Genomic DNA, 19,733 nt, shown 5'->3' with positions numbered 1-19,733 from the left:
GCCCCATGCAGCCTTCCCCCGCGCACCACGACGAACGCCTGACCGCCCCCCGCGCCTGGTGGGCCATCGCCGTACTGACCGGTATCGCGTGCGGGCTGATCCTGATGCCGCTGGGCACCATGCCGCTGCTGGCCGGACTGGTCGGGGGCACCGCGCTGACGGGGCTGCTGGTGAGCTCGTACGGATCCCAGCGGGTGCGCGTGGTGGGCGGAGCGCTGGCGGCCGGGGAGGCCCGGATCCCGGTGACGGCCCTGGGCGACCCGGAGGCCCTGGAGCCGGAGGAGGCCCGCGCCTGGCGGACGTACAAGGCCGACATGCGGGCCTTCATGCTGATGCGCAGCTACGTGCCCACGGCGGTCCGCGTCGAGGTGACCGACCCCGCGGACCCGACCCCGTACGTCTACGTCTCCACGCGCGAGCCCCAGGCCCTGGTGGCGGCCATCCGCGCGGCGCAGGACAAGGCCGCCCAGGATGCGACGAAGGCCTGAGTCCGATCGCTTCGCGGGGCCCCGGCGGGTCCCCGGCGGCGGAGCTCAGCCGCGCGGGTCGAAGGGGCGGCCCTCGATGGCGGCCCTGGCTGCCTCGGGAAGGGCCTCGGTGGGCCGCTCAAGGCGCGGGAGCTGCGACAAGGCGTTCCACGGCACGGCGCGGGCCCGCAGGTCCGTACGGACCTTCTCGGCGAGTTTGCGGGTGTCCCGGCGGTTCATGACCGCTCCGACGGCCGCACCGACCATGAAGGGCATCAGGTTCGGCAGGTTGCGGAACATCCGCTTGGTGATCTGCTGGCGCAGTTCGCGCTTCATCTGACCGCCCAGCGCCGCGTTCAGCGTCGTCGGCTTGGTCAGGTCGATGCCGCGCTCCTCGGTCCACGACACGAGGTAGGCGAAGCTGCGCTCCTTGAGGCTGCCGGGCGGCCGCAGGCCGTAGACCTCGTGGAGTTCGGCGATGAGCTTGAGCTCGATCGCGGCGACCCCGGTGATCTCGGCGGCCAGCTCGGCCGGCATGGCGGGCGGCACCGGCAGCATGGCTGCCGCGCCGATTCCGGCGCCGACGGTGGACGTCGCGTTGGCGGCGCCCGTGATCAGTTTGTCGGCGAGCTGATCGGGCCCGAGGCCCGGGAACTGCGCGCGCAGGGTCGCGAGGTCCCGAACCGGAACGCGCGGTGCGTTCTCGATGACTCGGTCGGTGAGGTAAAGGGCGGCGGCCCTGGCACTTTCGCCGCCCTTGCGCACACCGTTCTTGACGGCTTGCAGCCGACGGACCCCGGTGCGGGACCGGGACCCCTCGTCGGCCTCGGAGGCCGACGGCACCGCCTCGGCGGTGTCGGGGAGCACGGCGGGTACGCCGGGGGCTCCAGGGCCCGTTTCCAGGCCCTTGGTTCCCTCCTGCGTCTCCGCCGGATCACCAGGTTTCCGGAAGCGTCGCTTCCGAAATGGTGTCGAGCCAGTCACGGCCGACGCCTCTCAGTCGCAGTCGCGACAGATCGGCTGACCGTTCTTCTCGCGTGCCAGCTGGCTGCGGTGGTGCACCAGGAAGCAGCTCATGCAGGTGAACTCGTCGGCCTGCTTGGGCAGGACCCGGACGGCGAGTTCCTCGTTGGAGAGGTCCGCACCGGGAAGCTCAAGGCCTTCCGCCGAGTCGAATTCGTCCAGGTCGACGTTCGAGGACGACTTCTCGTTCCGACGAGCCTTGAGCTCTTCGATGCTGTCGTTGTCGACGTCGTCGTCGGTCTTGCGCGGGGTGTCGTAGTCCGTTGCCATAGTTCGCTCTCCCCCTCTGGGATTTAGCGGGTGTCTCAGCGCACGTAACGCGCGAGAGGCCGGACTTGTGCCCGACCTGAGGCGGAGATTTTGCCTCACATCAAGGTCTGTTACTCAATCGACACCCAGCCGCACATCAGACGGAGCGATTGGCTGGGATGACGACCGGGACCGTACACGGTCCGGGGGCCGTCTTGCACAAACGCCACCCCATGTATTTCCCGCCGTTAGGGGGGCCGGAAACCCGGACTTCCCGGGCTTTTAGGCCCCCCCAAGGTCACTGAACGCTTATGGTCCGACACTCGAAACTGTGATCGATCGCACAGAAGTCATTGCCTTCACATTCCAAGCATTCAGCCAACAGCGAACACGGGGTGACCGAGGTCACAAGGGTAGAGTGACACGCATCACGAGTCCACCGCCTTCGCGCGGGATCGCCTGGATCCTCCCGCCGTGTGCGCGCGCCACGGAGCGCGCGATGGAGAGGCCGAGCCCGACACCCTTGTCGCTGCCCGTGCGCTCCGTACGCAGCCGTCTGAAGGGCTCGAAGAGGTTGTCCACCTCGTACGCGGGAACCACGGGACCCGTGTTCGATACCAACAGGACCGCCTGCCCGTGCACGGCCTCGGTGGTGACCTCCACCCAGCCGCCCTCCGGGATGTTGTACCGGACGGCGTTCTGCACCAGGTTGAGCGCGATCCGCTCCAGCAGCACGCCATTGCCCTGCACGACGGCCAGCGCCCGCTCGCCGCGGATCTCCACGCCCTTGGCGTGGGCCTCCCCGCGCGCCTGGTCGATGGCGCGCGAGGCCACCTCGGCCAGGTCCACGGGCTTGCGCTCGATGATCTGGTTGTCGCTGCGGGCCAGCAGCAGCAGGCCCTCGACCAGCTGCTCGCTGCGCTCGTTGGTGGCGAGCAGGGTCTTGCCGAGCTGCTGGAGTTCCACCGGGGCCCCGGGGTCGGAGAGGTGCACCTCCAGCAGCGTCCGGTTGATGGCCAGCGGGGTCCGCAGCTCGTGCGAGGCGTTGGCCACGAATCTCTGCTGGGCCGTGAAGGCCCGCTCCAGCCGGTCGAGCATCTCGTCGAAGGTGTCGGCGAGCTCCTTGAGCTCGTCGTCCGGCCCGTCCAGCTCGATCCGCCGGGTCAGGTCGGAGCCGACCACGCGGCGGGCGGTCCGGGTGATCTTGCCCAGCGGCGAGAGCACCCGTCCGGCCATCGCGTAGCCGAAGGCGAAGGCGATGATGCTCAGGCCCATGAGGGCCATCAGCGACCGGCTCAGCAGATCGTCCAGGGCGTGCTTGCGCTGGTCCAGGACGCACTGGGCGATCGCGGCGTTGAACTGGTCGTGCGTCTGGCCCGAAGCGCCCACACCCGGGCAGTTGCTGGTGACCTGGATGTCGGAGCCGCCCACGATCTTGAACGGGAGCGCGTTGCCCTCGCGCAGCGCCTGCGCCGCCAGGAGGTAGATGATCGACAGCAGCAGGATGCCGGCGATCAGGAACATCCCGCCGTACAGCAGCGTCAGACGTATCCGGATCGTCGGCCGCAGCCAAGGGAAAGGACCCTCGGGCTGGCCGGGGTCCCAGTTCGGTTTCGGTGGCGCCGCCGGTGGCGCCGGGGTCGCTGCCACCCGCGTCAGATCCGGTAGCCGGAACCGGGGACGGTCACGATGACCGGGGGCTCCCCGAGCTTGCGCCGCAGGGTCATCACCGTCACGCGCACCACGTTGGTGAACGGGTCGGTGTTCTCGTCCCACGCCTTCTCCAGGAGCTGCTCGGCGGACACGACGGTGCCCTCGCTGCGCATGAGGACCTCCAGCACCGCGAACTCCTTCGGCGCCAGCTGCACCTCCTTGCCCTCGCGGAAGACCTCGCGCCGGTTCGGGTCCAGCTTGATCCCGGCGCGCTCCAGTACGGGAGGCAGGGCCACCGTGGTGCGGCGCCCGAGGGCCCGTACCCGCGCGGTCAGCTCCGTGAACGCGAAGGGCTTGGGCAGATAGTCGTCCGCCCCGAGCTCCAGGCCCTCGACCCGGTCGCTCACGTCGCCGGACGCCGTCAGCATCAGCACGCGGGTGGGCATGCCGAGCTCGACGATCTTCCGGCAGACGTCGTCACCGTGCACGAGCGGGAGGTCCCGGTCGAGCACGACCACGTCGTAGTCGTTCACTCCGACGCGCTCCAGGGCCGCGGCGCCGTCGTACACGACGTCCACGGCCATGGCCTCCCGGCGAAGTCCGGTGGCAACCGCATCGGCGAGCAGCTGCTCGTCCTCGACGACGAGTACGCGCACGTCGTTTCCTTCCTCAATGCCCTTCAGGGCAGGCGTGTGGTGCGTCGTCCATCCTGCCCGTTTCGGCGGTAAACCGGCTGTAAGACGCCGGTGGGGCTCACCCGGAGCGCGCCGGGAGCGCGGCCGGGAATCGGCCCGGGACCCCGCACAAGGGACGGAAGTGAGGATTCCCTCGCCTTACGAGGTTTCTGGGGCCAGGGCGGTGGGGAGGACGACTTCACACCCCGAAAACTCCCTGATGGCGGACTGCCACGTGCCGCCGCCGACCCATGAAGAGGGGGCGCACCCACCATGGACGCATTCACCGCAGGTCTCCTGCAGCGCATCAGGAGCACGCAGACGGACCTCAGGCAGGCCCGCGAGGCGGGCGACGACTTCCTCGCGGATGTGGAACAGGCGGAGCTGGAAGATCTCCAGCGCCTCGCCGCCGAGCACGGCGTTCCGGTCTCCGTCCCCGCCTGCTGACAGCTCCGGCCGGGGCACCGGACCGGTCGTCACAGGCACATCCCGAACCCCGGCAGCCGCCACCCGGCCGCCGGGGTTCCCTCTTGTCGGGCGTCCCGCCGCCCGCTCAGTCGTGCCAGGCCCCGGCCTCGTCCAGCAGCGGCTGCAGCGAGGCGAACACCGCCGGCGTGGCCGCCAGCGCGAGCTCGCCCGAGGCCGGCTCCCCGGGCCGTCCCCCGGTCAGCGCGCCTGCCTCCCGCGCGATCAGCTCGCCCGCCGCCAGGTCCCAGGGGTTGAGCCCGCGCTCCCAGTACCCGTCCAGCCGCCCGGCGGCCACGTCGCACAGGTCCACCGCCGCCGACCCGCCGCGCCGGATGTCGCGGACCGCCGGAATGATCCGCTGCGCGACGTCGGCCTGGTGCGCCTTGCGGGTCTGGACGTACGCGAACCCGGTGCTGATCAGCGCCTGGTCCAGCGGAGCGGCCGCGCGGCAGGTCAGCCGGGTCTCGCCCAGCCACGCCCCGCGCCCCAGCACCGCGTGGTACGTCTCCCCGCGCATCGGCGCCGCCACGACCCCGGCCACGGTCTGCCCGAGGTACTCGGCCGCGATGGACACGCCCCAGGTCGGCAGCCCGTAGAGGTAGTTCACGGTGCCGTCCAGCGGGTCGATGACCCACCGCACCCCGCTGGTGCCCGCCGTGTCGGAGCCCTCCTCGCCCAGCAGCCCGTCCTCGGGCCGCCGCTCCGCGAGGATCCCGGTGATCAGCTTCTCCGCCGCGATGTCCATCTCGGTCACCACGTCGATGGGGCTGGACTTGGTTGCAGCGACCCCCAGGTCGGCGGGTCGGCCGTCCCGCAGCAGCGCGCCCGCCTGCCGGGCGGCCTCCAGTCCCACGGCCAGCAGCTCGGTCTTCAGCTCTTCGGAAATCACAGCCGGATCCACTCCCTGTGCGTACCTGTGCTTGCCAACGCGTGTCTGTGCATGCCTGTGCGGCGATGTGCGCCCTGTGGTGCCGCCCGTGCGCCTACGCGTACGGGCTGTCCACCCCCGCGGCGGCCGGCCGCGGTCCCCGGGCCGGGCAGCAGCCCACGGCGCACAGGTCCTGGCCGGCTCCGAGCAGCCCGAGCGCGCAACGCTCCACCGTCTCGCCGCGTTCCGTGGCGGCCCGCTCCAGTACGAGGTCCCGTACCGCCGCCGCGAACCGGGGGTCGGAGCCGACCGTCGCCGAGCGGGCGATCGGCAGCCCGAGCTCGGCGGCCTTGGCCGTGGCCTCCGTGTCGAGGTCGTACAGGACCTCCATGTGGTCCGAGACGAAGCCGATCGGCACCATGACGACCGCCGGGGCGCCCGCCTCGTGCAGGGCCTCCAGGTGGTCGCAGATGTCCGGCTCCAGCCACGGGATGTGCGGGGCGCCGCTGCGCGACTGGTAGACGAGCTCCCAGGGCAGTTCGGTGCCGGTCTCGGCCCGGACCGCGTCGGCGATCACCTTCGCGACGTCCAGGTGCTGCTTGACGTAGGCCCCGCCCTCGCCGCCGGCGGTGTGGTCCTCGACCGGGCCGGAGGTGTCGGCGGCCGCGTTCGGGATCGAGTGGGTGGTGAAGGCGAGCCGGGCGCCGGAGCGCACCCCGGCGGGCAGCGACTCCAGCGCCGCGAGCACCCCGTCGATCATGGGCTGCACGAAGCCGGGGTGGTTGAAGTAGTGCCGCAGCTTGTCGACCCTGGGCAGGTCGGCCTCGGCCACGCCCTCCCGGACGAGCAGGGCGAGCGCGTCCGCGAGGTTCTCGCGGTACTGCCGGCAGCCCGAGTACGAGGCGTACGCGCTGGTCGCGAGGACCGCGATGCGGCGGCGGCCGTCGGCGGCCATCTCGCGCATCACGTCGTCGAGGTACGGGGCCCAGTTGCGGTTGCCCCAATAGACCGGCAGGTCCAGCCCGTGCTCGGCGAAGTCCTTGCGCAGCGCTTCCAGCAGCTCGCGGTTCTGCCCGTTGATGGGGCTGACGCCGCCGAAGCCGAAGTAGTGCTGCCCGACCTCCTTGAGCCGCTCGCGCGGGATCCCGCGCCCGCGCGTGACGTTCTCCAGGAACGGCACGACGTCGTCGGGTCCCTCGGGGCCGCCGAAGGAGAGCAGCAGGAGGGCGTCGTAGGGGGCGGCGGGGCCTTCGGCCGTGCCTGCGCCGGCTGCGGAGGCGGGAGCGGAGGCGGAGGCGGAGGCGCGGAGCTGGTCAGACATGTCTCGAATCCTGCCACCCGCCCCCGCCGGCCGGGAAACAGGCCCGGCACCCGGACCCCTCGCTTCACGAGCGCGGCCTCCCGTACTTCCCGCCGCTTCCTCCCCATGCGGACGCCTTGTGCACGGTCGTAACCTGTATGGGCCAACGACGTCCCTTACGGAGGGCACCTTGCCCAGTCCCTACCGCGCGATATTCAAGGCCCCCGGAAGCCGTTCGTTCAGTGCCGCCGGCCTCATAGGCCGGATGCCGCTGTCGATGGTCGGCGTCGGCATCCTCACGATGATCTCCCAGCTCACCGGCCGGTACTCGCTGGCCGGGGCGCTCACCGCCACCCTCGCGCTCTCCGCGGCCGCCATCGGCCCCCAGCTCTCCCGCCTCGTCGACCAGTACGGCCAGCGCCGTGTCCTGCGCCCGGCGAGCCTGCTCGCGGCCGCGGCGGTCGCCGGCCTGCTGCTCTGCGCGGCCAACCACGCGCCCGACTGGACCCTGTTCGTCTTCACCGCCCTCGCGGGCTGCGTGCCCAGCGTGGGCTCGATGATCCGCGCCCGGTGGACGGCCATCTACCGGGACTCCCCCCGCGAACTGCACACGGCGTACTCCCTGGAGTCCGTCCTCGACGAGGTCTGCTTCATCTTCGGCCCGATCCTCGCCATCGGGCTGTCCACCACCTGGTTCCCCGAGGCCGGCCCGCTGGTCGCGGGGGTCTTCCTGCTGGTGGGCGTGTGGTGGCTGACCGCGCAGCGCGCCACCGAGCCCGTCCCGCACCCGCGCGGCGCGGACACCGACCGGACCTCCGCCCTGCGCTCCCCCGGGCTCCAGGTGCTGGTGGCCACCTTCGTGGCCACGGGAGCCATCTTCGGCTCCATCGACGTGGTCACCCTGGCCTTCGCCGAGGAGCAGGGCCACAAGGCCGCCGCCAGCTTCATCCTCGCCGTCTGGGCGGGCGGCTCCTGCCTCGCGGGCATCGTCTTCGGCCTGCTCCACCTCAAGGGCAAGGCGGAACGCAGGTGGGTGCTGGGCATCTGTGCGATGGCCGTGAGTATGATCCCCCTCCTACTGGCCGGGAACCTTCCGTTTCTGGCCGTGGCGCTCTTCGTCTCGGGCCTCGCCATCGCTCCCACGATGATCACCACGATGGCCCTGATCGAGGCGCACGTACCACGCGCGAAGCTGACCGAGGGCATGACCTGGATCAGCACCGGCCTCGCGGTCGGAGTCGCGCTCGGCTCCTCCGTGGCCGGCTGGGTCATCGACGCGGCCGGCGCGAGGACCGGGTACGTCGTCTCGATCTCGGCGGGGGCCGCCGCGGCGGCGGTGGCGTTCGCGGGTTATCGCCGGCTGACGAGGTCGGCGCAAGGGGAGGAGCCTTCCAACGATGGCTACGACGGGGACAGCAGGGACGAGCGGGACACGGATCGCCGCGTGGCATAACTGGGCGGGCAACGTCACCGCCACGCCCACGCGCGTGGTGACCCCCACTTCGGTGGGCGAGCTCCAGGAGGCGGTCCGCCGGGCCGCCGAGGAGGGGCTGAAGGTCAAGGCGGTCGGCACCGGCCACTCCTTCACCGCGGCCGCCGCGACCGACGGCGTACTTGTGCGCCCGCAGGCGCTGGCCGGGATCCAGGTCATCGACCGGATCGCCGGGACCGTCACCGTGGCGGCGGGCACGGTCCTCAAGGACCTCAACCTGGCCCTCGCCGAGGAAGGCCTGTCGCTCAAGAACATGGGCGACATCATGGAGCAGACGGTCTCCGGGGCCACCAGCACCGGCACCCACGGCACCGGCCGCGACTCGGCCTCCATCGCCGCCCAGATCCGCGGCCTGGAACTGGTCACCGCCGACGGCCGGGTGCTGACCTGTTCGGAGAAGGAGAACCCCGAGGTCTTCGCCGCGGCCCGGCTCGGCATCGGGGCGCTCGGCGTCGTCACCGCGATCACCTTCGCGGTGGAGCCGCTCTTCTTCCTGACCGCCCGTGAGGAGCCGATGGCCTTCGACCGGGTGACCGCCGAGTTCGACCAGCACCACGCGGAGAACGAGCACTTCGAGTTCTACTGGTTCCCGCACACCGGCAACTGCAACACCAAGCGGAACAACCGCAGCCAGGGCCCGGCCGCCCCGCCCGGAGCGGTCTCCGCCTGGGTCGAGGACGAGCTGCTGTCCAACGGCCTCTTCCAGGCCGTGAACTCCTTCGGCCGCGCGGTCCCGGCGGCCATCCCCTCCATCGCCCGGATCGCGAGCCGCGCCCTGTCGGCGCGGACCTACACGGACATCCCGTACAAGGTGTTCACCAGTCCGCGCCGGGTCCGGTTCGTGGAGATGGAGTACGCCCTTCCGCGCGAGCGGGTCGTCGAGGCGCTACGGGAGCTCAAGGCCATGGTCGACCGCTCCGACCTGCGGATCAGTTTCCCGGTGGAGGTGCGGACGGCTCCGGCGGACGACATCACCCTGTCGACGGCCTCGGGCCGCGAGAGCGCGTACATCGCGGTGCACATGTACAAGGGGACCCCGTACCAGGCCTACTTCACCGCCGCCGAGCGGATCTTCACGGAGCACGGCGGGCGGCCTCACTGGGGCAAGGTGCACACCCGGGACTCCGAGTACTTCGCCCGGGTCTACCCGCGCTTCGGGGAGTTCACCGCGCTCCGCGACCGCCTGGACCCGGACCGGATGTTCGCCAACGACTACCTGCGGCGCGTCCTGGGCGACTGAGTCGGCCTCAGGGGGCGGCCGGATCCTGACCGGAGCCCGTCCCCGAGCCGCCGGTCGAATCCTTTCCGGGGCTCGGGGTCGGGCCGGGCGTCGGCTTCGACGGACTCGGACTCGGGGTGGCGTCCGGGGACGGTGACGGTGACGGCGAGTGGGACGGGGTCGGGCTCCCGCCGGGGTCGGGGCTCGGGCTCCCCGGCCCGGTGGAGGGGCTCGGGGAGCCGCCCGGCCCGCGGCTCGGTCCGTCCTTCTGGCCGCCCTTGTCCTTGAGGTCGGTGCCGTCCCGGGGCGCGGAGTTCTTCTCTTCCTTCCACCCCGCGCCGTAGACGGGCGTGCCGCCCCGGCTGACGGGCTTTCCGGAGACCGCCTCCCAGGTGGCGATCCCGCCGATCGCGATGGCGAACGCCACGGCCGACGCGACCGCCGTGCGCTTCCAGCCCCGGACCCGGCTGCCGTGCACGGTGCCCTCGCCGAACTCCTCCGAGCGACCGGGCGGGACCGGGGCCGGGACGGCCCGCAGCATCATGGTGCCGTCCGGTGCCCGCTCCTCGCGGGGCTCCACCACGGGGACCTGGCGGGCCTTCGGGCGGGCGGACTCGCGCAGCTGGTCGCCGGTGCGCCGGAAGAAGTGCTGGATGACGGGCCCGCCGGCGGTGGCGACCACGCTCACCACACCCGCGCCGAGGATGGTTCCGTAGACACCCATCTGCGAGGCGAGCAGGGCGGCCGCGACGGTGGCGAGGGAGGAACCCGCGATCTGAGCGGCGCTCAGATCGAGCTTCTTCTTCTCCGGTCCCTGCTCGTGTTCCCGTACCGCTTCGATGTCCAGCGACGTCTTTTGACCCATCCCGACCCTCTGCGTGTTCTGCCTCTCGCGCTTCACCGCGTTTCTCCAGTTACTGACCCCCGGGCGAAACGGATAGTTCCATTTCTGGGGATTCTGTGAAGCACGACACCCGAAAACGAACGCGCCCGCAGGTCCGCACGGATGCGGGCCCGTCGGAGGGCAGCCCAACTCCCGCCGTCCGGGACAAGTTCGGCGGCGCGGCGGTCCACCCAGGTGGCCCGAATGGAGTACTGTGGCGAGCCCTGGGGCCGTCCTTCCTTACGGATGTCCGGACCCGGGAGAGGGGGCCGGCTGATGGAAAAACGGCACTCGAGACCGGCGATGCCGCGGTATTGCACGGGATCCTGCTGCGCACAGTAATCGTTCGGTCACTGTGCGTACCCAACAGGTAACCGTGCCATAACAGCGATCAAGGGCGCATGCCCGACACGCCGGTTTAACTCGGCAAGGTAGTGGCAGGCTGCACCCGGGCAGGCCACACTCGACTAGCGGAAGCAGCGACGCACGTGACGTCGGCAGGCACCACCCGGGAGGTCCCCATGCCCGAACTGCGTGTCGTGGCCGTCTCAAATGACGGCACACGACTGGTGCTCAAGGCTGCGGACAGCACGGAGTACACGCTTGCGATCGACGAGCGTCTCCGGGCTGCCGTGCGTAACGACCGTGCGCGCCTGAACCAAATCGAGATCGAGGTGGAGAGCCACCTCCGCCCCCGCGACATCCAGGCCCGGATACGGGCCGGTGCCTCCGCGGAGGAGGTCGCTCAGCTCGCCGGCATCCCCGTCGACCGGGTGCGCCGCTTCGAGGGCCCCGTGCTCGCGGAGCGCGCCTTCATGGCCGAGCGGGCCCGCAAGACCCCCGTGCGCCGCCCCGGCGAGAACACCGGACCCCAGCTCGGCGAAGCCGTGCAGGAACGGCTGACGCTGCGCGGCGCCGAGAAGGAATCCGTCCAGTGGGACTCCTGGCGCCGCGACGACGGCACCTGGGAGGTCCTCCTGGTGTACCGGGTCGCGAGCGAACCGCACTCGGCCAGCTGGACCTACGACCCGCCGCGCCGGCTGGTCGTGGCCGTGGACGACGAGGCCCGCTCCCTGATCGGCGAGTCGGACGACCTGCCCGCGACGCCGGAGCCGAGCTTCCCGTTCGTGCCGCGGATCGCACGGCTGCCCCGGGACCGGCCGCTGGACCGCGCGCTCGACCGCCAGCTGGAGCGTCCCGTCGCTCCGGCCCCGCCGCCGCCCCCGGAGCCGGAGGAGGAGCGGGACACGCTGACGGCCCTGCTGGAGTCGGTACCGAGCTTCCGCGGCGACCTGGTGGTCCCCGAGCCGGTGGAGGAACCGGAGTCCGAGGAACCGCCGGCGGCTTCGGCCTCGGCCGGCGCGGGCACCGCGTACGCGGACGTCCTGATGCCGCGCACCGTGGCGGGCCACCGTGACCGCCTCACCGGAACGACCGACCGCCAGGCCGAGGCCGACGGCGTCCGGCCGGGCCGCCGCGCGGCGGTCCCGAGCTGGGACGAGATCGTCTTCGGTACCCGGCGCAAGAAGCAGGAGTAGCCGCGGCCCGCGGTCCGCCCACGCGGCGGACCGCGGGCCCACGGGCCCCGGACGGACTAACCCGGCAGGTGACCCACCGCCACCGGGCGGGCCGGATCGGCGGACCAGTGGGACCAACTGCCCGCGTACAGCGCGGCGGGGATCCCCGCCACCGCCAGGGCGAGTACCTCGTGGGCTCCGGAGACTCCTGAGCCGCAGTAGACGCCGACCTCCGTCGCGGCCCCGTCGGCACCCGCCTCGACCCCGAGCCCCGCGAAGCGTGCCCGTAGCGCGTCGGCCGTCAGGAACAGCCCGTCAGGATCCACGTTCTCCGTGGTCGGCGCCGACACGGCTCCCGGGATGTGGCCGCCGACCGGGTCGATCGGTTCGACCTCGCCCCGGTAGCGCTCTCCCGCGCGCGCGTCCAGGAGGAGCCCGGTGCGGGCGAGCGCGGCGGCCCCGTCCGCGTCCAGCAGTCCGATCTCACTCGAATTTGGCTTGAAATCACCCTCTGTGACCGGGGTGACTTCGGTCGACAGCGCGCCACCCTCCGCGGACCACGCGGCCAGTCCCCCGTCCAGGACCCGCACCCCGCCGTGACCCGTCCAGCGCAACAGCCACCATGCGCGCGCGGCCGCCCAGCCCTGACCGCCGTCGTACACGACCACCGGCGTGTCCGCCGAGACCCCGGCCCGTCGCATCACCGCGGCGAAGGCCTCCGGATCGGGCAGCGGGTGACGTCCGCCCCGACCCGCCGGACCTGCGAGTTCCGCGTCGAGGTCGACGTAGACGGCGCCCGGGAGGTGCCCGGACTCGTAGGCGGGCCGCTGGTTCGGGCCGCCGAGCTGCCAGCGGACGTCCAGGAGGACCGGCGGCCGGGGGCCGGACAGTTCGGCCTTCAGGGCGGCGGCCGAGAGCACGGGAGAAGGGGAAGCGTTCGCAGTCATGCGGGCCATTTTGCTCCCCGCCGCGCACGCCGCGTAACAAGCCGGACATCGACGGGCCGCATCGATCCGGTCATCTGTCCAGGCTCGCTCGAGACCCGGCCGAGTCGGGGCGCGCCGGGGCGCCCGGAGTGGAAGCATCTGCTGCGGGAAGCCTCACGAGCATGACGACGGAGGAGACGGCCGAGATGACCGAGGCACAGGAAACAACGCGGCGCACACCGGGCACACCGTGCTGGGCGAGCCTGATGGTCCGCAGCCTCGACGCCACCGAGGAGTTCTACGCCGACCTGTTCGGCTGGGAGTACACACCCGGCCCCGAACAGCTGGGCCCGGGCGTCCACGCCATGCTCGACGGGCGCGAGGTGGCCGGCATCGGCAAGCTGCCGCCGGACCGTCATCTCCCGGTGGCGTGGACCACGTACCTGGCCACGGACGACGCCGACGCGACGGCCGAGTCGATCCGCTCCTGCGGCGGCACCGTCGGCGTGGGCCCGCTGGACGGCGGGTTCGTGGGCCGGGTGGCGATCTGTTCCGACCCGCTGGGCGCGATCTTCGGAATCTGGCAGGCCGCGCCCCACCTCGGCGCCCAGCCCAGGGGCATCCCGGGCACCCCGGCGTGGAGCGAGCTGATCACCCAGGACACCTCCACGGTCGGCAAGTTCTACGAGCACGTCTTCGGCCACGAGGCCCGCGCGCACGCCGACTCCTCCGAGGACTTCGACTACCTCACCCTCCTGCTCCAGGGCCGGCCGGTGGCCTCCGTTCACGGGGTCGGCCGGTCCCTGCCCCACGACCGGGGCCCGCACTGGATGACGTACTTCGAGGTGGAGGACCCCGACGCGGCCGCGGCCCGGGTCCAGCGGCTCGGCGGCCGTGTCGTCCAGCCGCCCCGCGAGGGCCTGCGCGGCAGGCTGGCCACGGTCGCGGACCCGGAGGGAGCGGTCTTCACGCTCGTCCGCAGCAGGAGCTGATCCGGTCGGACCGGAATCAGAAAGCGCCCCTCCGCGAAAGCGCCCCTCCACCGGACATACCTACAATCCCGCTGGAGTTGAGCGCCGCGCAGCTCACCGAGCCCTGCGCGGCGAATACCGTGCGACTTTCTCCGCGCACCGCAATTCGGATCGGGACTCTCCGCTGAAGGGCTCGAATTCCGGGCCCGGATAACGCCTTCGCCCTGCGGGTGCAGGCCGCAGTTCCCGCCGCCCCCGCCGCTCCACGAGCCTCCATGGCGCACCGCGCCGTGGAGGCTCTGGCGTGAACGGCCCCTGACCACAAGGGCCTTCACCTGCGCACTACAGACTCCCCGGCCTTCGGGCAACCATCCGGAGTGGCGCATTCCCGCCATCGCCGAACCGGGTCCATGGGAGCTGCACACATCCGCAACACGCGCGCAACATTGTGCGGCCGCGCGGAGTTGGTACCGAATTCCCCGAATCGCGCCCGCCCGTACACCCGGTAACGCCGTTCCCGCCGACCGATTCACCCGGATTGCCCGTACCTCCTGACGTCGTCCCGGACGAATCCGCGCTGTCCGGCTTGGCGAGAGCGCGCCAATTCGATGCCAGACCTGTTCATCCGAACCCGCGGATTGTCATGCTTCCGTCAGCTTCGTGGCGCCGCCGGTCCATCCCCTCCGGCAGGCGTCTCCCGACCCCACGGAGCAGCACGCCAGCACCCGTTCCGCCCCCTGCAGGCACCTACCCCGGTGCCCCGGAACGAGGTGCGACCGCGCACACGCGGTTGGATCCGGAAGGAATTCCACGTGAAGCGAAAGCTCGCAATCGGAGCCGCTCTCTCCGCCTCGGCCCTGCTCGCCGGCGCCATCCAGGCCGGCGCCGGCCTGGCCCAGGCCGCCCCCGTCCCCGTACCGGCCCAGGAGCACGCCGCCCTGATCGCCCAGGCCGGCAGCGACGCCCCCGCCACGGCACGCGCCCTGGGACTGGGCGGCACGGAGAAGCTGGTCGCCAAGGACGTCGTGACCGACGCGAACGGCAACCGCCACGTGCGCTACGAGCGCACCTACAACGGCCTCCCCGTACTCGGCGGAGATCTGATAGTCCACCAGGACTCCCGGGGCACCGTGAAGTCGGTGGACAAGGCGGCACGGGCGGACATCGCTCCCACCTCGCTCTCCCCGAAGCTCTCGGCGGCCCAGGCCGCCGCCAAGGCGTCCGGCGCCGTGAAGGCCACCATCGGCATCGCCAAGGACTCCGACGAGCCGGCCCTCACCTCGGTGGACCGGACGGGGGCCGCCCGCCTCGTCGTCTGGGCCGCGTCCGGCAGTCCGCGCCTCGCGTACGAGACCCTCGTCGAGGGCCTGCGGGCCGACGGCACCCCCAGCAGCCAGCGCGTGGTCACCGACGCCGCGAGCGGCGAGGTCCTCTCCACCCACGAGGGGGTCCAGACCGCCAACGCCGCCGGCACCGGCAAGGGCGTGTTCGTCGGCTCCGTGCCGCTGACCACCAACTTCACCGGCTCCACCTACCAGTTGAAGGACGCCACCCGCGGCGGCCAGTCCACCTCGAACCTCGCGAACAAGACCAGCGGGAGCGGCACCCTCTACACCGACGCCGACAACGCGTGGGGCACCGGCACCGTCTCCAACGGCCAGTCCGCCGCGGTCGACGCCCAGTACGGCGCGGCGGTCACCTGGGACTTCTACAAGAACACCTTCAGCCGCAACGGCATCCGCAACGACGGCGTCGGCGCCTCCAGCCGGGTCCACTACGGCCGCAACTACGTGAACGCGTTCTGGAGCGACTCCTGCTTCTGCATGACGTACGGCGACGGCGCGAGCAACACCCACCCGCTGACCGAACTGGACGTCTCCGGGCACGAGATGAGCCACGGCGTCACGGCCAACACCGCCGGACTGAACTACTCGGGCGAGTCCGGCGGCCTGAACGAGGCCACCTCGGACATCTTCGGAACCGCCGTGGAGTTCTACGCCAACCTGTCCTCGGACAAGGGCGACTACCTCATCGGTGAACTGATCGACCTCAATGGCAACGGCACGCCGCTGCGCTACATGGACAAGCCCTCCAAGGACGGCAACTCGGCCGACTACTGGTCCTCCGGCGTCGGCAGCCTCAACGTCCACTACTCCTCGGGCGTCGCCAACCACTTCTTCTACCTGCTGTCCGAGGGCAGCGGCGCCAAGACCATCAACGGCGTCGCCTACGACAGCCCCACCTACACCGGCGCCGCCGTCACCGGAATCGGCCGCGACAAGGCCCTCCAGGTCTGGTACCGGGCCCTGACCGTCTACATGACCTCCACCACCGACTACAAGGGCGCCCGCGTGGCCACCCTCAAGGCTGCGGGCGACCTGTACGGATCGACCTCGGCCGAGTACCAGGCCGTCGCCTCGGCCTGGTCCGGGGTCAACGTGAACTGACCGTACGGCCGACGGACTGAATTCGATCACCCGTTAGCCATAAATGATCAAATCAGACACCCCCCTTCTCTCTACTCGTGTGAATAGATGACCGCACTGGTCCTCTTTGGGCGAGTCGACTTCCCCGAAGGGCGCCCGATGCGACGTGTCTTGAGAAGCCGCGCCGGTGGCCCGCACCGGCGCCGGCGCGCGGTGACCACCTTCTACGCGGTCGCGGCAGGCTGCTTCCTCTCCACGGCACCCGCCGCGGCATCGACCCCGGCGGACTCCGGAACCACTGGTTCCGAGTCCCCGGGGTCCGCCGCGTCCTCCGTACCGACGGCTCCCGCCGCTCGTACGGAGGACACCGCGGTTCCCGCCGCTCCGGAGGTTCCGGAGAGCGCGGACCTCTCGGTGTCGGGCGTACTGAGCCCGGTGGGGGCCGGCGCCCGGGACAGCCGGGAGGTCCCCGCCGCGGCGGGGCGGGAGACCTTCGACTACGTCGTGAAGGTCACCAACCGGGGGCCGTCCGCCGCTCGGCGGGTGCGCGTCACCGACCGGCTGCCGGCCTCGCTGGAATTCGTCTCCTCGCGCGACGGCTGCACCGCGAACGGCCGGGCAGTGGTGTGCGGGCCGCTGGCCACGCTGGCGGTGGGCGCCTCGCACGCCTGGGTGATCACCGTACGGCTCGCGGCCGACTACCGCGGAGACGGTGCGGACGTCGTCAACGAAGCGGTGGTCGACGCGGCGACCACGGACCCGGACGCCCGGAACAACACCTCCTCCCTGACCGGCCTGAAGATTCCGCCCAGTGCGCGGACGGCCGATCTCTCGCTGCGCAAGACGGCGCTGCTCGCGAAGGGACGGGAGCACGTCAGGCCGGGCGAGAAGTTCACCTACCTGATCACGGTGCGCAACGACGGCCCGGCGACGGCGCGGCAGCTCCAGGTCACCGACCGGCTGCCCCCCGAGCTGGTCCTGCTCTCCTCACCCGACGACTGCGCGGTCCCCAGGGGCGGGGACCGGCTGGTGGTGTGCCCGCCGCTGGACCGGCTGGCGGCCGGTGAGAAGGCGGAGTACCGGATCACGGTACGGGCCGTCACCGAGGACCGGGCGGCCCAGCCGCCGGCCGACAGGTGCACGCCCATCGAGAACGTCGCCCGCGTCACCTCGGCGAGTTTCGACCCCGACCTCTCGGACAATGCCAACGACCCCGGCACGACGGGGCCCAACGGCGGCCGCCTGTGCCTGGTGTCCGAAGCGGACGGGGACCAGCACGGCGGGCACGACCACCAGCACGAGGGCCGGGAGCAGCACGAGGGCCGCGGCGACCTGGCCGACTCCGGCACCAAGGTCCCGGCCTGGCTGCTGTGGACCTCGACCGCACTGGTGGCCGGCGGAGCAGCGCTGCGTACGGCCTTCCGGGTGCGCCGCCCGTGACCGACGAGGGACGTCCCGGTACGACGAAACCCCGTGGTGTCCGGTGGCGCAGGGCTGCCGCCTCCTTGCTGTGCACGACCGCGCTGGTCCTGCCGGCGGCGCTCTCCACACCGGCGACGGCGACCCCGACCGCCGGGGACTCCGCGGCCGCCCCGGCCGACGGCCCCCGGCCCCGCGCGCTCGCCTTCCCCGTCAACGAGACGTTCGCCTCCTCCACCAATCTGGGGGCCACCAGCGGCAACGCGAGCTATCCGGAAGGCGGCGGCTGGCTGCGCCTGACCGCCGCGAGCTCCACCCAGGCCGGCACCTGGAAGCTGAAGGACTCCTTCCCCTCCAGCCTCGGCATCATCGCCGAATTCAGCTACGCCACCTACGGGGGAACCGCCTTCGAGAACAAGCGGGGTGACGGGCTGTCGTTCTACCTGGCCGACGGCGCCGCCGCCGACGGGGTCGGCCCCGCCGGTGGAGCCCTCGGCTACGCCTGCACGGGCGCGGCGGACCTCTGCGCCGTCTCGGGCGTACCGGGCGCCTACCTCGGCATCGGGCTGGACGAGTTCGGCAACTTCTCCTCCAGCGTGGTCGGCAACGGCGGACCGGGCGCCCAGCCCAACAAGATCGTGGTGCGCGGCGGAGGCAGCGGCAGGACGGGGTACCGCTACGCCACGGCCGTCGACGGACCGGGCAAGACCGTGGAGACCGGCAGCCGCGCCAAGGAGCGCACGGTACGCGTGTCCCTGCTGCCCAGCGGTACGAAGATGCTGCTGTCGCTGTGGTCCGACAGCGGCCCCGACACGGCCATGACCCAGCTGATCACCGACTTCGACGTCACGGGCATCACCGGCCAGCCGAAGCTCCCGGCCACCCTGAAGGTGGGGTTCTCCGGGAGCACCGGCGGCGCGACGAACGTGCACGAGATCGACGCCCTGCGGATCAACGTGCCGGCCGACCTGACCATCGCGAAGACGGGCGCCCCCGCGAGCGTGCCCGCCGGCGGCGGACCGGTGACCTACACCCTGACCGTCTCCAACAGCCAGGCCAACGAGGTCACCGGCGCCGCCGTGCGCGACACCGTGCCCGGCCTGACCAACGTGACCTGGACCTGCCGCGCCGGCACCGGCGGGACCTGCGGCCGGGCCTCGGGCAGCGGGAACGTCCTGGACACGACGGCCGACTTCCAGCGGGGCGGCTCCGTCACCTACACGGTCACCGGTACGGCCCCGGCGCAGCCCGTCACCCTGACCAACACGGCGACCGTGACCGCTCCGGCGGACCGTACGGACACCAATCCGGCGGACAACACCTCCACCGCCGCCGCCACGGTGGTGACGGCGCGCGCCGACGTGGCCGCGGAGAAGGAGGGGCTCGGTTCCGGCCCGGTGGCCCCGGGCCAGGAGTTCGAGTACCGGATCACCGCACGCAACCTGGGGCCCTCCCACACGACCGCCGTCAAGCTCTCCGACACCCTTCCCGCGCCGCTGCGGTTCGTCTCCTCCACCGACGGGTGCACGGCCTCGGGACAGGTGCTGTCCTGCCCGGTCCGCGATCAGCTGAACGCGGGGACGAGCACCTCGTGGACGGTGCGCGTGCGGCTGGACCCCGCCTATCAGGGGGACGGCTCGGACCTCGGGAACGTCGCGGGCCTCCAGCACGCCGTCACCGATCCGCAGCCCGCGAACAACACCAGCGCGGCCGCGGCCCCGCCGGGCGGAGTGGCGGCCGCGCGGGCCGACCTCTCGCTGACGAAGGACGTGGAGACCCGCTCCCCCGTGGCGCCCGGGGAGACCTTCACGTACACGGTGACCGTACGCAACGGCGGCCCGTCCGTGGCCCGGAAGGTCACGGTCACCGACCCGCTGCCCGCCACGCTCTCGTTCGTGTCTTCGGCCGCGGGCTGCACCGCCGTCGGCCGGGACGTCACCTGCGGCGAGGCCGCGACGCTGGACCCGGGCGGGGTCCGCTCGTGGACCTTCACCGTGCGCCTCGACCCGGCGTACACCGGGGACGGGACGGCCCTGCGCAACACCGCGACCGCCCGGGCCGACACGGCCGATCCGAACCCGCTCGACAACAGCGGCTCCGCCGGTGTGCCCGGCAGCCGCGTCAGTCCGCCGAGGGCCGACATCGAACTCGACAAGCACGCCGCCGCGGGCTGACGGG

General features: G+C 71.9%; 17 protein-coding genes. 9 read left to right on the top strand and 8 right to left on the bottom strand.

The window, feature by feature from the left end; translation table 11 throughout:
- Window positions 1-5 precede the first annotated feature (5 nt).
- Complete coding sequence (locus tag AC3IYJ_RS30575; RefSeq protein WP_489397744.1) at window positions 6-488, top strand: DUF3093 domain-containing protein; 483 nt, start codon at window positions 6-8, stop codon at window positions 486-488.
- Between the two features lie 45 nt (window positions 489-533).
- On the opposite strand, the gene AC3IYJ_RS30570 is transcribed toward AC3IYJ_RS30575, so the two are convergent.
- The 4 genes from AC3IYJ_RS30570 to AC3IYJ_RS30555 form a co-directional block, all read right to left on the bottom strand.
- Window positions 534-1,451 (bottom strand): hypothetical protein, encoded by a 918-nt coding sequence (locus tag AC3IYJ_RS30570; protein WP_489397743.1) that lies wholly within the window; start codon window positions 1,449-1,451, stop codon window positions 534-536.
- Window positions 1,452-1,463: 12 nt separating this feature from the next.
- Window positions 1,464-1,760: a DUF4193 domain-containing protein gene (locus AC3IYJ_RS30565; RefSeq protein ID WP_214953127.1), complete on the bottom strand. Its 297-nt coding sequence runs from the start codon at window positions 1,758-1,760 to the stop codon at window positions 1,464-1,466.
- A 384-nt stretch (window positions 1,761-2,144) separates the two neighbouring features.
- Window positions 2,145-3,389: a sensor histidine kinase gene (locus tag AC3IYJ_RS30560; protein WP_489397742.1), complete on the bottom strand. Its 1,245-nt coding sequence runs from the start codon at window positions 3,387-3,389 to the stop codon at window positions 2,145-2,147.
- A 5-nt stretch (window positions 3,390-3,394) separates the two neighbouring features.
- Window positions 3,395-4,048 carry a response regulator transcription factor gene (locus AC3IYJ_RS30555; protein ID WP_030008767.1) on the bottom strand — a complete coding sequence of 218 codons (654 nt, stop codon included), beginning with the start codon at window positions 4,046-4,048 and terminating at the stop codon, window positions 3,395-3,397.
- Window positions 4,049-4,339: 291 nt separating this feature from the next.
- On the opposite strand from AC3IYJ_RS30555, the gene AC3IYJ_RS30550 reads away from it, so the two are divergent.
- Window positions 4,340-4,513, top strand: coding sequence for a hypothetical protein (locus tag AC3IYJ_RS30550; protein WP_489397741.1), 174 nt, complete (start codon window positions 4,340-4,342; stop codon window positions 4,511-4,513).
- A 106-nt stretch (window positions 4,514-4,619) separates the two neighbouring features.
- Here AC3IYJ_RS30550 and AC3IYJ_RS30545 read toward each other — a convergent pair whose 3' ends face one another.
- Window positions 4,620-5,423 carry an inositol monophosphatase family protein gene (locus AC3IYJ_RS30545; protein ID WP_489397740.1) on the bottom strand — a complete coding sequence of 268 codons (804 nt, stop codon included), beginning with the start codon at window positions 5,421-5,423 and terminating at the stop codon, window positions 4,620-4,622.
- A 94-nt stretch (window positions 5,424-5,517) separates the two neighbouring features.
- Window positions 5,518-6,723: a ferrochelatase gene (locus tag AC3IYJ_RS30540; RefSeq protein WP_489397739.1), complete on the bottom strand. Its 1,206-nt coding sequence runs from the start codon at window positions 6,721-6,723 to the stop codon at window positions 5,518-5,520.
- A 169-nt stretch (window positions 6,724-6,892) separates the two neighbouring features.
- Between AC3IYJ_RS30540 and AC3IYJ_RS30535 the strand changes: the two genes are divergently transcribed.
- Complete coding sequence (locus AC3IYJ_RS30535; RefSeq protein WP_489397738.1) at window positions 6,893-8,155, top strand: MFS transporter; 1,263 nt, start codon at window positions 6,893-6,895, stop codon at window positions 8,153-8,155.
- Window positions 8,100-9,434, top strand: a complete 1,335-nt coding sequence (locus AC3IYJ_RS30530; protein WP_489397737.1) for a D-arabinono-1,4-lactone oxidase — start codon at window positions 8,100-8,102, stop codon at window positions 9,432-9,434. The genes AC3IYJ_RS30535 and AC3IYJ_RS30530 overlap by 56 nt, the downstream gene beginning before the upstream one ends.
- 7 nt (window positions 9,435-9,441) lie before the next feature.
- Here AC3IYJ_RS30530 and AC3IYJ_RS30525 read toward each other — a convergent pair whose 3' ends face one another.
- Window positions 9,442-10,278, bottom strand: a complete 837-nt coding sequence (locus tag AC3IYJ_RS30525) for a hypothetical protein (protein WP_489397736.1) — start codon at window positions 10,276-10,278, stop codon at window positions 9,442-9,444.
- A 539-nt stretch (window positions 10,279-10,817) separates the two neighbouring features.
- Here AC3IYJ_RS30525 and sepH point away from each other — a divergent pair.
- A complete protein-coding gene (sepH, locus tag AC3IYJ_RS30520; protein WP_489397735.1) occupies window positions 10,818-11,834 on the top strand; it encodes a septation protein SepH in 1,017 nt (338 codons plus the stop codon).
- Window positions 11,835-11,890: 56 nt separating this feature from the next.
- Here sepH and AC3IYJ_RS30515 read toward each other — a convergent pair whose 3' ends face one another.
- The gene (locus AC3IYJ_RS30515) at window positions 11,891-12,760 is read right to left on the bottom strand and encodes a sulfurtransferase (protein WP_489397734.1); all 870 of its coding nucleotides are present in this window, start codon (window positions 12,758-12,760) and stop codon (window positions 11,891-11,893) included.
- 185 nt (window positions 12,761-12,945) lie between these two features.
- On the opposite strand from AC3IYJ_RS30515, the gene AC3IYJ_RS30510 reads away from it, so the two are divergent.
- The 4 genes from AC3IYJ_RS30510 (at window position 12,946) to AC3IYJ_RS30495 (ending at window position 19,729) form a co-directional block, all read left to right on the top strand.
- On the top strand, window positions 12,946-13,731 hold the full coding sequence (locus AC3IYJ_RS30510; RefSeq protein ID WP_489402973.1) for a VOC family protein: 786 nt from the start codon (window positions 12,946-12,948) through the stop codon (window positions 13,729-13,731).
- Window positions 13,732-14,522: 791 nt separating this feature from the next.
- Window positions 14,523-16,157: a M4 family metallopeptidase gene (locus AC3IYJ_RS30505; protein ID WP_489397733.1), complete on the top strand. Its 1,635-nt coding sequence runs from the start codon at window positions 14,523-14,525 to the stop codon at window positions 16,155-16,157.
- A 150-nt stretch (window positions 16,158-16,307) separates the two neighbouring features.
- On the top strand, window positions 16,308-17,576 hold the full coding sequence (locus AC3IYJ_RS30500) for a DUF11 domain-containing protein (protein WP_489397732.1): 1,269 nt from the start codon (window positions 16,308-16,310) through the stop codon (window positions 17,574-17,576).
- Window positions 17,573-19,729: a hypothetical protein gene (locus tag AC3IYJ_RS30495; protein ID WP_489397731.1), complete on the top strand. Its 2,157-nt coding sequence runs from the start codon at window positions 17,573-17,575 to the stop codon at window positions 19,727-19,729. Before AC3IYJ_RS30500 ends, AC3IYJ_RS30495 begins: the two co-directional genes overlap by 4 nt.
- Window positions 19,730-19,733 lie beyond the last annotated feature (4 nt).

This window comes from Streptomyces sp. GL_140, from assembly GCF_057834465.1.
This window is presented reverse-complemented; position numbering and strand designations above follow the sequence as displayed.